Raw genomic sequence first — 16,061 nt, 5'->3', positions numbered from 1 at the left:
ATAAATTAAAAAAAGAAAAAGAATAAAATTCAGCTAAGCTCAATCTTATCCTTTTTCTCTTTATATCATTATCATTTTTTTATATTTTATCTTTCTCTTTATCTTCAGTAATTATTTCCAGTATCCGTAATCTTTTCCCTTCACTTTGAAATCTTCTACTGCATTTCTAGTGACTCTTAGTTTTTCTTCTATTCCCTTTAAATTGTTTCTAGCCATTCCTAAGAACAACATATCAATAACAGCTAATTGTGAGATTCTTGAACTCATTGCCCCTTCTCTTAAGGATTTTTCTACAAAAGGAACTCTAAGCACTATATCAGAAATATCTGCTAAGGTGTTACTTATGCTAGCTCTTGTAATAGAGATAACAGGAACCCCATCTAGCTTAGCATTTTCTGCACATTTTATAACTTCTTTAGTTTCTCCTGAATATGATATTGCAATGGCAACATCACCTTTTTCCATAAGGGCAGAGGATGTCATTTGAAGATGAGTATCACTATGAGCAACACATCTTTTATTTATTCTGCTTAGTTTGTAATAAAAATCCATTGCAACTAAACTAGAATTACCAACGCTAAAAATATACACATTATTAGCTTTGTTTAATAGCTCTATTGCTTTTTCTAATTCTTCTTCTTTTAAAATTCCAATAGTCTGATTCATTATTGAATCTATTGAACTTTTTACTCCTCTTATTATATTTTTTGTAGATAAATCACTATGAAGATATTCAAAGTCTGAACTATCATCACTTTGTAAGTTGATTGATAGCTGTAACTTCATTTCATTTAATGAATCAAAACCTATCTTCTTGGAAAATCTAACTACAGTTGGAGCTGATGTATTTGTAATATCTCCAATTTCTTTTGCAGACATGCTAATAATACTTTTCTTATTGCTTAATAAATATTCTGCAATTGATTTTTCTCTATCCGTAAAACTCTCAAAATTTTGTTTAATATAATGTAATACGTTCATTTATACACCCTACTATGCTTTTATTTCTTTATATTAAAGTGGAACTTTTTGCCCCCCTCTATATATTCTAATAAATATAAGTCTTTTTGTAAAATAGAACCTATGACATTAGTCCTATTATCCTTATCCTGATGTATTAATAATATTTGAAGTTCTCCCATATATCTTAAATAATCTTTGTTATCTATTGTTATATCTCCATATTTTTTATTAACAGTATTATAGGGTTCAATAATATCGCCTCTTAATATAAGCCTACTTTCACTTGCTCTAATGGCATCCCTAGCTTCATCTGTTCTTGATGAGTAAACTTCATTTAATAATCTAAGGATAGTCTTGTCTTGAGTTTTTACTTCTATATCCAATTCTATAACACCAAGCTTTAATGATGATAAATCTTCAAGTTCTTTTAAACTTGGTAATGAATCCCCTATAAATATTGATGTGTTTCCTAAAGCTATTAAGTGCTTAGCAGCCTCTCTTACTTGCTTATTTCTATGATCTTCTAAGGTAGGTAGTCCATCCTTAAGTGGACTTCTCTTTCTATTGTTTGATTGAACAAATGCACAAGGCTTAATCCCTTTTTCCTTAAGTAATCTATTTTTCTTAATCATGCATTCTTCAGAAATTCCTGTTCCTACTCTAGGATAAAAATTATGAAGAGCATCTATATTCTCATAGTCTGGGGAATATTTATCTAGTCTTTCAAAAAAATTTTCTGTAATAGTAGATGCATTTAACTGAATCTTAATTCCATACTGATTTTTACTCATCTTAGCAATATTTTCTTCACTATATCCAAAATCAATTCTTATCGTCTTAACTCCCATATCTCTTAAACCTTTTAAATCCATATCTTCTAAATCTAAAAATTTAAAAGTATTAGGAGATATATCACTAATGATGTCCATATTATATTGCTTAGCCAATTCAAAGAATTCCCTTACTTCTACTTTTAATACTTCATAATTTGCCTCTGGTATGTGTAATGAAGTAAATATTCTAGTGAAGCCAAGATTATGAGCATCCTGTAGTAACTTTATATTTTCTTCTTTACTATTATCTAACCCAAAATAAACGGAAAATCCAAAACTCATATAATCACCTCTTAAATTTTATTTATTAAAGACATTATTAATATACTTCAATTTTTTGGGATACATCTCTACATGTTTCCTTTCTTCTGAGGACCTACATTATGAAGTAAATCTTTACATAACTCCATATTTTTAAGTAACGCCTAAATATATAATCACTTTTATATTTTAGTAACGCCTTATCTTATATTAATTTTAAAGAAAAGGATATATTTATAGATTTCTCTATAAATATTATCCTTTTCTAGTCTACCCCATTATTTTATTCTATTAAGAATTTACTCACTAATATTCGTATATTTTATTTAAAGTTATATTAGTCCTCAGTTTATGCATTTAACGCTTTAGCAATATAACCCTTATTTTCATCTAAAATTTTCTTTGCTTCATCTTTATTTAACTTTGAAAGAATCATAAATATCGCAAGTTTAACATTAAAATCAGTTGCTTTTAATGTATTTTCAACTTCTTCTCTTTCTGCTCCTGTTGCTTCGATAACAATTTTCTTTGCTCTTTCAACTAGCTTTTCATTTGTAGCTCTTACATCAACCATTAAGTTTCCATAAACCTTACCTAGTTTTATCATTGCTCCTGTTGATAGCATATTTAAAACTAATTTTTGTGCTGTACCAGATTTTAATCTTGTTGATCCAGTTACAACTTCAGGTCCAACTACAGGTGCTATTGAAATTTTAGCTGCTTTTGCAACTTCTGAATTTGCATTACAAGTTACTGATACAGTTAATGCACCTATTTCATTTGCATAATCTAATCCACCAATTACATATGGTGTTCTTCCTGATGCAGCTAATCCAACTACAGTATCATTTTCATTTAAAGATATATTCTGTAAGTCTTCTACAGCTAATTCTTTTGAATCTTCTGCTCCTTCTTTAGCTCTAAATATTGCTTCTTTTCCTCCAGCAATTATTCCTTTAACTAGTTCTTCTGAAACTCCATAAGTTGGTGGACATTCTGATGCATCTAATACTCCTAATCTACCTGAAGTACCAGCTCCGATGTAAATTAGTCTTCCACCCTTATGCATTCTTTCTACAATTCCATCTATAGCTTCTGCAATTTTTGGTAATTCCTCTTCAACTGCTAACGCTACCTTTTTATCTTCATTATTAATTTTCTTTACCATTTCTAAAGTTGAAACCTGATCTATATCTAGAGTATTTTGATTTCTACTTTCTGTCGTTAATTTTTCTAAATCTATTTTTTTCATATAAATTCCTCCAAGTAAATTAGCTCATTAATCAATTTATTACATTATTATAGTATCATAGTTGAAATATCATTTCAACAGTAAAACTGTGATTTTTAAATAGTATTTCATTTTTTATTTAAATTTATGTAATAACATATACAAAATAAATAATACAAAAAAAAATAAAGAAGCTTAGTATTGATTTTCCTAAGCTTCTTCAAATAATAAATTTTTTAGATACTATATAATTATGAAATTCTATTTCACTTTATATACTATAGAATTCAGTAAATAATTTAATGGTATATTCATTATCCTTAACAGATGCTAGCTCTCTAATAGAATGCATTGAAAGCAATGGTGCGCCCATATCCATTACAGGAATAGTTAATAATGATGTTGTAATAGGTCCTATAGTAGTTCCACCTCTTACATCTGATCTATTAAAGAACTTTTGATATGGCACCTTTGCTGAATGGCAAAGACCTTCAAATATAGCTGCATTATAACTATCTGTACTATAGCTTCCAGATGCTGCTGTCTTTAATACTGGTCCATTTCCTAATACAGGTCTATTAGTTGGATCATGTTTTTCTTCAAGATTTGGATGAACAGCATGAGCTAAGTCTGCAGATATCATTAATGAATTTGCTAATGCTCTATGAAGTCCTTCTCTATCCTTTCCTAAAGCTAAAGTTATTCTTTCTAGTATATTTAATAATAAAGCTGAATTTGCTCCTTGCGCAGTAAGACTTCCTATTTCTTCATTATCTATGCAAACCATAACCTTAGTTGATTTATTTGCTTTACTTTGGATTAATGCTTGAATTCCTGTATAAACCATCCACATATCATCTAATCTTCCTGCTGAAATAAACTCTTCGTTTAATCCTATGATAGCTCCCTTTTCAATTTCATAAAGTCCTAAATCAAAACCTAATATATCACTAGAATCTACATTTAACTCTTGTGCTAAAACTTTTACTAGGTAACCATCCTTTTCAAATTTATCATTTATAAGACTTACTAAAGGTAATGTGTCCTTTTGTCTATTTATATTATATCCTTCATTTACGTTTCTATTCATATGAATGGCAAGGCTCGGTATTATTAATATTGGTCTATTAATATTTACAAGTTTAACCTCTGGCTTTAAAGGTGAACTTCCTTTTAATGCAACCTTACCAGCAATTCCTAGAGGTCTATCAAACCAAGTATAAAGAATAGGACCTCCATAAACTTCAGTGTTTAATTTTAAGTACTTTCCTTCTGAAACCATTTCTGGATTAGCTTTAATTCTAAATCCTGGCGAATCAGTATGTGCTCCAATTAATTTAAAGCCATCTTCTTCAACATCTCCATTTCCAACTATAAAGGCGATAAGTGCTGAATCATTCTTAATAACATAGTACTTACCATCCTTTTGTAAATTCCATTTATCGCATTCTTTTATTTCATTAAATCCATTAAGGTCTAGTCTTTCTTTAATTGTCTTTACTGAATGAAATGCTGTAGGACTTTTATATAAAAAGTCAATTAAATCTAACGCTAATTCTTTTTCCATTTGTATCCTCCTATAGTATTTTATTTTTATTATATCATATGAATAAATAAAAAAAATATAATGCTAACTGTTTCGTCGCAAGCTCCAAGTAACACTAACATTATATTTTTTTCTTTCCACACTAACGAAAATAATTTCTCATTTTATTTGGAATTATAGAAGTCTTTGACGTGTTAAATTTTATTATAATTGAAATTACTAAACTTTGGTATATAATAAATTTATAAATATTTTAATAGATTGATAATTATTTTAATCAATTTATATAAATAATAATTACATATATTAATATACCCTTTTTTATAATTTAATAAAATTAGAATATTTCTTATAATTTATATATAAACTTTCTATAGATAGGAGTGATTTAATGCTTTCAAAGTTTTTAGTTAATAGATTCATTAAAAATAATAAAGATATTAAAAATCCCAGAGTTCGTAATGCTTATGGAACTTTAGGTGGTATAGTAGGAATAATAATTAATTTCACTTTATTCTTAATTAAATTTTTTGTTGGTATGCTGGTTGGATCTATAGCGATTTCAGCTGATGCATTTAATAATTTATCAGATGCTGCTTCTTCTATCATAACAATAATAGGATTTAAATTGGCTAGTAAACCTGCTGATGCTGAGCATCCATTTGGTCATGGAAGAATAGAATATTTATCCGCACTTATAGTTGCGTTTTTAGTAATGCTTGTTGGTGTTCAATTTATAAAATCTTCTATTGAGAGAATTATTAATCCTACAGTAGTAACTTTTGAATTTATACCTTTTATACTTTTATTAGTTTCTATAGGTTTTAAAATTTGGCTATCTTCATTTAATAAATTTGTAGGTAATACAATTAATTCATCTGCTTTAAAAGCTTCAGCTGCAGATGCATTAGGTGATGTATTTACTTCAAGTACTGTTGTGCTTTCTTTCTTAATAGCAAGATTCACGACCTTACCTATTGATGGATATATAGGTGTATTCGTAGCATTAGCAATTTTATATGCTGGTTTTAGTTTAGTAAAGGAAACATTGAATCCATTACTTGGAGAAGCTCCAGACCCAGAACTTGTAAATGCTATATATGAAAAAGTATTGTCTTATCCTATTATTTCTGGTGTTCATGACCTTATAATCCATAACTATGGTCCTGGAAGAATTATAGCTTCACTACATGCAGAAATACCAGCTGATAGACATATCATGGAAATTCATGATGTAATAGATACTGCCGAAAGAGAAGTATCAAAAGAATTAAATATACATTTAGTAATACACATGGATCCTATCTGTGTTCTCACAGCTGAGATTAAGGAAGCTTGGGTATATGTTGAAAAAGTCCTTAAAGAATATCCTTCGATTAAATCAATGCATGATTTCAGAATAGTTGGTGAAGGTAATAGTAAAAATCTTATATTCGATATAGTAGTTTCACCTTCATTATCAGGAAATAGAAGAGAAAAGGAAAAAATGATTAGTGATATTAAAGATGCCATACATTCTGAGCATCCTCAATATAACTGTGTAATTACAGTAGACTACGACTTCATGGAGTAGTCAGAGGATAAACTATATGTTGCTTTCTCCGTCGCAAGCTCCAAGTCGACACAACATATAGTTTATCCTCTTTCCTTTTAAAACTGAAGGAAATAACTCCTCAATGCTTCGGAGTTATAGAACTATTTTAGTTGTTACTGTATAAGCTTTTTTAACTTATATAAGAATTACCCTTTCAGTCGCAAGCTCCAAGTCGCTGCGATATGTTATTTATACTCCCCAAGCTGAAGGTAATAACTCCTCAATGCTTCGGAGTTATGAATATAATCGTATCATTATTATTCAAGTTTCACTTTTTGAAATTGCTACGTCGGCTTCGCTCCAAGTCGACACAACATATTATTTACACTCTTTCTTAATACTAAAGGAAATAACTCCTCATTCTTAAGATTTATAAATATATCTTGGCATTATTAATTACTTTTAACTATAAATGTCATTGCGACCTCGCAGTCTCCAAATAATAACAATATTTACTCTTCTCATTTTCAATTTTAATGTTAGTTTTAATATCTAATAAGTTATTATTGTATATTTGAAAAACCTATCCTGAAATTCTACTATTGCTTGTATTTGTACTTTATTATATTTGTTCAATTCTTTCCATGAACTGATTTAGATTTCTTTCTTGCACTTTATCATCAAGAAATTCATAGGTGGTTTCTTTTTATTGTCTTCATCTATTTCATTAACCTCTGAAAATTCTATATATCCATAATTAGCAAAATCTTTTTGTATTGCTTCTGAATTATAGAAGAATATTCTTAAATCTTTCATTGTTTCATAGCAATTTTCATCTATTTTTTTACCTTTTCCGAACATTGGAGACTTGTTAGAAACTGTTGTGAAAATCATATATCCACCAGGCTTTAATTGATTGTAACAGTCACTGATAAATTTTTTTCTATCAGTTTCATTTAATAAATGAATAAGAGCATGGCTAAATATACCATCATAAAGCTTTGTTTCGAAAGGCATATCTGAAACTGACCCATGATAAATCTTTAAATTAATACCACTCTTTCTTGCTAAATCAATTGCTGTTTGTGAAATTTCAATACCAGTAACATTTATTCCACTATTAGTAAATACCTTTGCATTTCTTCCATAACCAATGCCTGGTATTAATATATCTTTTATATTATTCTTAATAAAATAATTTTTAGCAATAATAGCAGATTCTGATGGTTTAAATCCCCACATAGTTTGTTTTTCTATAAAACTTTTTTCCCAAAACTCAATCATTTTCATTCTCCTTTTTAAATATATTTTCACCTTTAAAAATAATTATATAACCCTTTGCTTCAATTATTTACACAACAATTGCAGACTGTAATTATCTATAATTGTTGTATATAAATACACTTAAATTTATATAATTTTAAATTATTTCAAGTATTTTTTTATTTCTAAGATAATTAGTCATTATTTGCTCTGCTTCAGACATAGTCTTCTGAATTTTACATTCACTTTTTTCATCCATTTCGCAAGTAAACATTTTACTATCTCCTTCTATTGCCTCTATTACATCTAGAACTGTGATATCTTCTTTCTTTTTATATAATATATAACCTCCATTTACTCCAGGAGTTGATCGAATTATATTAGCTTTAACTAACTTAGTTAATATTTTTGATAGATAACTTGGAGAAATATTAAAATGCTTAGCTAGAGGATATAAACTCAAGTTGTTTTTTTCATTGTATTTAATCATATATGTTAATATGTGTAATGCATAATTAGTAGCTTTAGTATATTTCATCTCTCTTCTCCCTTGCGCTATATTACAGACTGTATTTGTCTATAATATAATAATGAGTATACAATGTCAACATTTTATACTATACACTATTCTTAATATATAAATATATATTTATAGAACCATGCTTTAATAAAAAAAAGCATACCATTATAGTAACAATAATATGCTTTTTCTTTATATATTGCTTAATAGCTAATATTTCTTTACTCTAATTTTCACTTAAGGATAGATTTTTTATAAAAGTATTAGTTATCTTATTACCTGAAGATATATATGCAAGAAGGCATGCTCCAAGATCAGGAGATAATACAGGTTCTATTAGTTCTACATTCAATCCCTCCAGCATATTTTTTAGTGGCTCTAAAATTAAATACCCACTTTTGAAAACCCCACCTGTGTAAGAAACCTTAACATGATTATTATCATAATTTTTTAAAAGAGTTTTAATCATTTCAGCAATTTCAAAAGCTGCCTGATTAAATATAACTATTGCTCCTTTGTCTCCAATTCTAGCTGCTTCTGAACATAGTATTGCAAGCTTTGCAATTTCACTTCTATCCCCTTTTATTTCATTATTTATATAAGAAATTATTTCAGCATCTCTATTTAAACCTAAACTAGTTTTTATTATCTCATATAATGGACCTTTTTCTACCCGTCCATCACTTTCCTTACTAAATAATGCTATAGCCTTTTTTCCTATCCAATAAGCTGAAGCTTCGTCTCCCACTGTATATCCCCAGCCTCCGCATCTTATAAGTTCATCACTTTTCAACGCCAATGCTATTGAACCAGTTCCAGCTACGATATTAATGCCATCTTCTCCTGCTAAGGCACCTGCTATTGCAACTCTTACATCACTATTTAAATCGTAATCAATTCCCTCAAACACACGCTCTACTACTTCTGCTATTTTTTCTGCAATTTCTTTTACAATTCCATATCCAGCAAGTCCTAAACAAGCTCTCTCTATATGATTTCTAGAAATATTATTATTCTTTATAGTATCTTCTAGTCCTTCTTTAAGAAGCTTTTCCAAATTTTCAAATCCTATTTGAGTAGGATGTGACGGTCCTTTAATTACTTCACTTTTTACTTTTCCATTATAATCTATTAATGTAAAAGAAGTTTTAGTTCCTCCACCATCAACTCCCAAAAAATACATAGGGCTCCTCCTTACTTAATCAAATTAAAATTGAACTTTTGCCATGGTCTGATATAGTCTAAAAGAAAAATTTCTTCTTCCTTAATATGACCTACTACATTTGACTTTCCGCTATTCTTCATATCATTTAAAGCTATTTGTAATTCTCCAGCATAGTGTCCATACTCACTACTTTCAATAATTACATCTCCTTTTTTTATTATTTCAGGAGCATTAAATAATTTAAAATCATGTCTCTTAAATTTAACTCTACTTTGAGTAGATCTAATTAAATTATCTGAGAAATCTCCTCTATTAAAATGCTTTTCTTCAAATAATATTTTTTGTTCTATTTCCGGAACTCCATCTACAAGTTGTAAATCAAAGGTAACCATGTCTTTTCTCATAGTACCTAATTTCTTCATTTCATCCTCACTTGGATAACAATTAGAAATAATAATATCATTTATATTTCCTAATGCTATTAAATGCTTAGCTTGTACTTCAATCGGTAAATTTCTATGAAGCTCTAAAGTTGGCAATCCATCAGTTACTGGCCAAGGTCCAAAGGTATCTTCACTTTGACTAGTAATAAATGCCGCTGTTCTAAGCCCATATTTATTAAATCTTTCAGTACACTTCATAAAATGCTCAAAATTCAAGCCACTATATCTATGTGGATAGAAATTATGACATGCTATTAGATTATCTTTATTTGGAATATAATCTATTATTGTATCTATATAATTAGTATTATTACTCATATTAATTTCAATTTTAAGATTCTCATCATTATAAGTCATTAAGGATTCCTCAGAGCCTGTAAATCCCATATCTAGTCTCAATCCATCTGCACCTATTTCCTTAAAAAAGCTTAAATCCTTATAACTTATTCCTAATTCATCAAATACCCTAGGACTTACATCTACTATAGTTTCAAAGCCTTTATTTTTAGCATATTCATTAATATTCTTAAATTTATTTTTTATATTTTCTCTTGTATCATTCATAGAAAGTAAACATGAAAAAATTCTACTAAATCCATATTGACTAGCTACATCTATGTAGCTAAAAACTAATTCTTCCGTTGTTTTTTCCGGATAAATTGATATTCCTAGTTTTCCCATTAATTTCACCTCATATTTTAAAATAAAATAGTTATCTCAAATATAAAATAAAGAGTAAAAAATTAACTTAGAAACTCCTTATAGAATTTCTAAGTTAATTTATGGAGCTGTCGCAGCAGCTCCTAAATTAAAAATGTAGAATGTAAAATGTAGAATTATTCAAGTAATTCCAAAGGAATTACTAAAAACATATATATTTTAGAAACTCCTAAGGGAGTTTATTCTTTAATTTTACATTTTTCATTATTCATTTTACATTGTGCGACAGCTCGATAATCTTTATCTTACATTATATATTTCTAGTTTTTACTCCCAACTAAACGTTCTTCTAAAGCTTCACCTTTTTCTTCTACTAATAATTTCTTGTCATAAACCTTCATAAATGGATAGTAAATTACTACTGATATTAAAATACAAATTATATTTAATACTGATGCTCTCCAGTCTCCACCAGTAGCCATAAATGCTCCTATAGGTCCTGGCAATGTCCAAGGTGCTGTTACTACAACTCTTGAAACTAGCCCTAAACTAGTAGCAAACCAAGCTAAAGTTGCTGTTACTAATGGAGTAATTATAAATGGAATAATTAATGTAGGATTTAATACGATTGGAGCTCCAAATATAATTGGCTCATTAATATTAAATATTCCTGGCGCTAGAGCAGTTCTTCCTAATTGCTTACCATAAGTAGATTTTGCAAATAATGTCAGAGCTATAACTAAACCTATTGTACATCCTGAACCTCCAATCCAAATAAACCATTGGAAGAATGGTTCTGCTGCTATAGCTGTTAATGGTTCTCCAGCAGCAGCTGCCACTGTATTTTGGTCTAATAATTGTAACCATAATGGTCTTGCCACTGATCCAACAATTGATACTCCATGAATACCAAATGACCAGAAGAAAGTTACTAAAATTACTAATATCCATGTGCTTGGTAATGTATCAGTTGCTGATAATAAAGGAGTAACTAACTTACCAACAGCTGCATGCCAGTCAAATTTAGCATAATAGGTAATACTTCCTATAATAAATACAACAATTGCTGTAGGTGTAAGTGCTTCAAAAGATCTTGCAACAGAAGCTGGTACTTGTTCTGGCATTCTAATTCTAAAATTCTTAACTGTAGTAAATCTTAAAACTTCAACAGCAAATATAGAAACTATAATACCAACGAACATTCCGCCTCCGCCAAGGTTAGCCATAGGCATCATCCAACCAACATCTGGAACACTAACTGGAACTATAGTTAGTAAGAATGCCATAGCAGATAAAACTCCACCAGTAACTCCATCTAACTTATAAGATCTAGCAAGGCTATAGCCTATTCCCCATGTTGCATATAAAGTCATAATGAACATAGTCATACGATAAGGTAACATTATAACACCATTATTAGCTTTTAAAAACTGAGTTATTCCCCATTCTGCTGGTAGTGGTGGGATACCTATTATTATAAATAGTGAACCGACAATAATTAATGGTAATGTAGCAATAATACCGTCACGCACAGCACGTAAATGACGTTGCTCTGCGAGTTTCGCCATAGGCGTTGATAATTTCTTATCTAAGAAATCAGCAAAATTGTTCATAAATCTTTTCCCCCTTTATAACATTAATAAATAAATAAATAATAACTATATCAAAACTTACATAAGCTTATTTGCTTTGTGCAAGTTCCATAACTTGTTTAAATAACTTTGGTCCTCCTAATGGACTATAAGCCTGTGGTTGAATTAATTCACATGGAACCTTAGCTGCATCTGCATACTCTTTCAAATAATCAAAACGATGTCTAACTTGTGGTGCTACCATTGCTACATCGTATCCTTCCTTAACTTCTTCTTCAAATTCTTGTGTACTTACTGCCTTAACCTCCATTGCAACTCCTTGCTTTTCAGCTTCCTTTTTCAAAGCGTTTACAGCAATAGCACTAGACATTCCTTGAGAACAAACAAATAATACCTTCATAAATAAATCCCTCCATTTAAAATAATTTTTATTAAATATTAATTAATTATATATACAATCCTATATATCTCCAAAAATAAGATATAAATCCAAGTGCTAGAGAAAATAATAAATAACTTATCCAAAATCCTTTACAAAAGCCTTTTTTACTTTCAATAAAAAATCTAGAATAGGAAATCGTAAAGCTAGTTATAACAGTATTACCAATTAAAATTCCTAGATTTTGACTAACTCCAAACAAACTTAGAACTATAGGCAAAATAATAGTTCCAGTTATTGCTCCAATCAAAATTAATAAAGCACTTTTAAATCCAAAGGTTGGTATATCATAGTCTGTCCTTTTTGCTCGTAACTCACTTACTTGAGAAACTTTTTTCATAAACCCTAATACCTCCTTTTGTAAAATTTATTATCTTTCTGCTAACTTCTTATGAAGTTTAATTATATGTTCAATTAATGTTTTTGCTTCTATTGCAGTCATTAAGTGATCTTGAGCATGTACAAATAAAACTGATACTTCTGTTTTTTCTCCTCTTGCTTCAGCCTGAATTATACTTGTTTGTATTTTATGTGCTTCCTTTAAACAATCATCAGCTTCTTTTAATAATTCTTCAGCTTTTTGAAAATCTTCATTTTCAGCTGCTTGAAGTGCCTCATAAGCTAGCCCCTTCGCAGTTCCACCTTGGCTTATTATTTCAAAGATTATTAGTTCCATATTATTTACCATAATTACTCTCCCTAACATTTCCATTTTTTTATAATATTTACAACCTTATATTAATTATACATATATTCCTTTTTATTTCAATAATATTTTTAAAATTTGAAATATTATTTTGATTTTTCTATATTTTTACTATAATAGTGCATTTATGGTATTACTTTATGATATTTATTGAATTTATAATCTCTTTTTTAATTAAATAATATAAAATAATAGGTATTGCTAAATACTTTTAAATTTTTGCAATACCTAAATTTATTAAATCCTAAGACTTAAAGCTATATATTATAAAATAATTTCTTTTCTTTATACTTATATGAATTTATTAGTCCTTCTATAGTTTTATCCTCTTCATAGAATCTTACCAAATCATCTATACTTTCATAGATTCCACTATAAAGACTTTCCTTTAAAAGTCTAATGCCTTCATTTATTAGTGTTATATTAGTATCCTTTCTTCCTTCTCTTATCTTGCTCATACCTAGCACATACATTCTTTTCCCATTTCTCGCTGATATCTCAACATCAGTTAGTGAATATTCACTTATACTTCTTCCTTTTTTATATAGATAATACTCTAGATTTGAATATCCTTCTGGTTCACCAAAAGAAATTGCCTTCAAATAATATTCTATAGCTTTATCCTCTTCATATAATAAGCCTTCCTCACATAACTCACCCAAGAAATTGTATGCTTTTCCTTGATCTAAGGTAAGTAATTCATCAATGTATTTATTAGCCATATCTACAGAAACTTCTACTCCAATACCTTTATAATAGTAATATGCTAATTTTATATCACCTTGAACTATATCTATATTTCTTAAAACTAATGCTCCCTCAAAGGCTTTTAGATGATTTTCTTTTCCCCCAATACCTTTTTCATATATTTCAATAAGTGATGAAATCGCCTTAATATTTATTCCTTCTGCTGCTTTTTCGTACCAAGCTATGGCTTCATTAATATCTTGAGCTAGAAATATTCCATGCTTATACCAATTAGCTATAAGCACTATAGCTTCGTCACACCCTCTTTCTGCTGCATCCAAAAAGTTAATAAAAGCCATTTCATTATTCTTATCTAACGATATTCCATAATAATTTAGCAACCCATAATAATATGTTCCAATGGGTAATCCATTTTCAATAGCTTTATTTATATATCCTAAAATATCTACCTCTTTTATTTCCTTGTTATTTAAATAATCCTTTATTCCTTCTCCAGCCAAGACTCCAGCAGCATGATACGAGCCTTTTCTATATGCTTCAATTAAATATTCTTGAGCTTTTTCCCTATTTTCATTTAAAAATAATAGTCCCATTATATATAAACTATGTGAATCTCCAGATTCAGCTGCAGTTTTAATATATTCAAATCCCTTAACTTTATCTGAATTAACACCTTTTCCGTCTAAGTACATAACTCCAAGTCTTTGTGTGCACTTAACATCTCCATTTCCATGTCCTTTATAATAATTTAACAGTGCTTCTTCAAAGTTTTCATTTTCTTCATGTAACTTTCCAATCTTATAGTAAAGACTTGCATTTCCTTCCTCTATACTTTTATCATAAAGAGAAAAGGCTTTCTCCTTATCTTCTTCTACATATAGACCCCAATAATACATATCACCAAGACTTTCTAAGCAATGTTTATCATTTTTACTTAACCCCTTGGATAAATAATGAAAGGCCTTTTTATAATCTGTATCTATGTTATTTCCTTCTAAGTAAGATTGACCTAAAATATAATATGCATCTTCAAAATCATTATCTGCTGATTCTTCGAGCCAATAATATGCTTTAAAATTATTCTGCTCACAACCTTCTCCATTTTTATATAAATAAGACAAAGCATATTGAGCAGGTGCAAATCCTTTTTCAGCAGCTTCCTTATACCATTTAAAAGCGCAGTCTAAATTTTTCTCAACTAATTCTCCTTCATAATAAATAAATCCTAAAGAATATTGCGCAAATATATTACCCTTTAAAGCAGCCTTCTTGTACCAATATAGTGACTTATCGATATCTTTTTCCCCACCATATCCCTTTTCAAAAAATAATCCCAAGTAGCTTGCAGCATGTTCATTTCCTTCTTTAGCTGCTTTCTCAAAATATGATTTTGCCTTATAATAATCTTTCTCTACATTTTTTCCTAAGTAATAAAGTTCTCCAGAGAGCAAATTTTCTTCAGCTGATATTTCTTCCTTTTCTAAATACTCATCATTGTAATCTTCCAAATCATTTATTCCAAAAGAATTCAACAAACCATTTTCATCCTCATCAGCTTCATCATCAAAACTATAATCAATATATTTATTGAATAATCTTTTTTCAAAATCACTTAACTTATTTATAAATAATGAATAATCTTCCTCTCCACATTTTATAGCTAACCATACACAAACTTCATATATAAAATCTTCATTTTTTAAAAGATCTTCATAGTCCAACTTCTTTTCATCTCTAATTTTATTATTTAATATTTTTTTAATATAGTGTACTTCCTCTAAATAATTTGTAATATATCTCATTAAATCATAGGGAAGTATTTTTCTATCAGATAATACCTCTATATTTTCTTCTAATGAATTCTCTGTATTATAAAATATTTTATTATTTAAGTGAGCAGTAATAATTATTTCTTTAATTAATTTGATTATCTTTGAACTTACTACTTTCAAATCTTCTTCTTCCCATATTTTACTTAAAATATAGTAAATATCTTTAAATTCTAATAATAAAAAATTAAACTTGTCCCCCATATTTCCACGCATACCCTTCTTTAATTTCTTATTATTAGTTTATTTTAATATTTATTTTATAGAACAAAAAAGGAGATAGATATTATATTCTTTGCGACCTCGCAAGCTCCAAGTCGCCAGAATATAATATCTATCTCCTCATATACTTAAGGTAATAATGTATA

The 16,061-nt window shown here is 28.7% G+C and carries 14 protein-coding genes; 1 reads left to right on the top strand and 13 read right to left on the bottom strand.

Going from position 1 to position 16,061, the window contains the following annotated elements; all coding sequences use genetic code 11:
• Window positions 1–111: 111 nt before the first annotated feature.
• From QK892_RS07590 to QK892_RS07575, 4 genes are all read right to left on the bottom strand, one after another.
• Window positions 112–981: a MurR/RpiR family transcriptional regulator gene (locus QK892_RS07590; protein WP_317272941.1), complete on the bottom strand. Its 870-nt coding sequence runs from the start codon at window positions 979–981 to the stop codon at window positions 112–114.
• 20 nt (window positions 982–1,001) lie between these two features.
• Window positions 1,002–2,078: a DUF871 domain-containing protein gene (locus QK892_RS07585; protein ID WP_317272940.1), complete on the bottom strand. Its 1,077-nt coding sequence runs from the start codon at window positions 2,076–2,078 to the stop codon at window positions 1,002–1,004.
• Between the two features lie 328 nt (window positions 2,079–2,406).
• On the bottom strand, window positions 2,407–3,309 hold the full coding sequence (murQ, locus tag QK892_RS07580; protein ID WP_317272939.1) for an N-acetylmuramic acid 6-phosphate etherase: 903 nt from the start codon (window positions 3,307–3,309) through the stop codon (window positions 2,407–2,409).
• 250 nt (window positions 3,310–3,559) lie between these two features.
• The gene (locus QK892_RS07575; protein ID WP_317272938.1) at window positions 3,560–4,855 is read right to left on the bottom strand and encodes a M18 family aminopeptidase; all 1,296 of its coding nucleotides are present in this window, start codon (window positions 4,853–4,855) and stop codon (window positions 3,560–3,562) included.
• A 370-nt stretch (window positions 4,856–5,225) separates the two neighbouring features.
• Between QK892_RS07575 and QK892_RS07570 the strand changes: the two genes are divergently transcribed.
• Complete coding sequence (locus tag QK892_RS07570; protein ID WP_317272937.1) at window positions 5,226–6,407, top strand: cation diffusion facilitator family transporter; 1,182 nt, start codon at window positions 5,226–5,228, stop codon at window positions 6,405–6,407.
• A 615-nt stretch (window positions 6,408–7,022) separates the two neighbouring features.
• Here the strand turns inward: QK892_RS07570 and QK892_RS07565 are convergent.
• The 9 genes from QK892_RS07565 to QK892_RS07525 all read right to left on the bottom strand — a co-directional run bounded on the left by QK892_RS07565 (window position 7,023) and on the right by QK892_RS07525 (window position 15,897).
• Window positions 7,023–7,652, bottom strand: coding sequence for a class I SAM-dependent methyltransferase (locus QK892_RS07565; RefSeq protein WP_317272936.1), 630 nt, complete (start codon window positions 7,650–7,652; stop codon window positions 7,023–7,025).
• 136 nt (window positions 7,653–7,788) lie between these two features.
• Window positions 7,789–8,169 (bottom strand): RrF2 family transcriptional regulator, encoded by a 381-nt coding sequence (locus QK892_RS07560; RefSeq protein WP_317272935.1) that lies wholly within the window; start codon window positions 8,167–8,169, stop codon window positions 7,789–7,791.
• Window positions 8,170–8,377: 208 nt separating this feature from the next.
• Entirely contained in the window at window positions 8,378–9,334 is a 957-nt protein-coding gene (locus QK892_RS07555; protein ID WP_317272934.1) for an N-acetylglucosamine kinase, read from the bottom strand.
• 11 nt (window positions 9,335–9,345) lie between these two features.
• Window positions 9,346–10,440, bottom strand: a complete 1,095-nt coding sequence (locus tag QK892_RS07550; RefSeq protein ID WP_317272933.1) for a DUF871 domain-containing protein — start codon at window positions 10,438–10,440, stop codon at window positions 9,346–9,348.
• A 299-nt stretch (window positions 10,441–10,739) separates the two neighbouring features.
• Window positions 10,740–12,032 (bottom strand): PTS sugar transporter subunit IIC, encoded by a 1,293-nt coding sequence (locus QK892_RS07545; RefSeq protein ID WP_317272932.1) that lies wholly within the window; start codon window positions 12,030–12,032, stop codon window positions 10,740–10,742.
• Between the two features lie 67 nt (window positions 12,033–12,099).
• Window positions 12,100–12,411, bottom strand: a complete 312-nt coding sequence (locus tag QK892_RS07540; protein ID WP_317272931.1) for a PTS sugar transporter subunit IIB — start codon at window positions 12,409–12,411, stop codon at window positions 12,100–12,102.
• Window positions 12,412–12,457: 46 nt separating this feature from the next.
• Window positions 12,458–12,790 carry a hypothetical protein gene (locus tag QK892_RS07535; RefSeq protein WP_317272930.1) on the bottom strand — a complete coding sequence of 111 codons (333 nt, stop codon included), beginning with the start codon at window positions 12,788–12,790 and terminating at the stop codon, window positions 12,458–12,460.
• 30 nt (window positions 12,791–12,820) lie between these two features.
• Complete coding sequence (locus tag QK892_RS07530) at window positions 12,821–13,138, bottom strand: PTS lactose/cellobiose transporter subunit IIA (RefSeq protein WP_317272929.1); 318 nt, start codon at window positions 13,136–13,138, stop codon at window positions 12,821–12,823.
• A 275-nt stretch (window positions 13,139–13,413) separates the two neighbouring features.
• A complete protein-coding gene (locus tag QK892_RS07525; protein WP_317272928.1) occupies window positions 13,414–15,897 on the bottom strand; it encodes a tetratricopeptide repeat protein in 2,484 nt (827 codons plus the stop codon).
• Window positions 15,898–16,061: the final 164 nt, after the last annotated feature.

The organism is Clostridium lamae (assembly GCF_033043255.1).
Taxonomy (GTDB): Bacteria; Bacillota; Clostridia; order Clostridiales; family Clostridiaceae; genus Clostridium; species Clostridium lamae.
The sequence above is the reverse complement of the archived record's forward strand: the minus strand, read 5'-3'. Positions and strand labels throughout refer to the sequence as shown.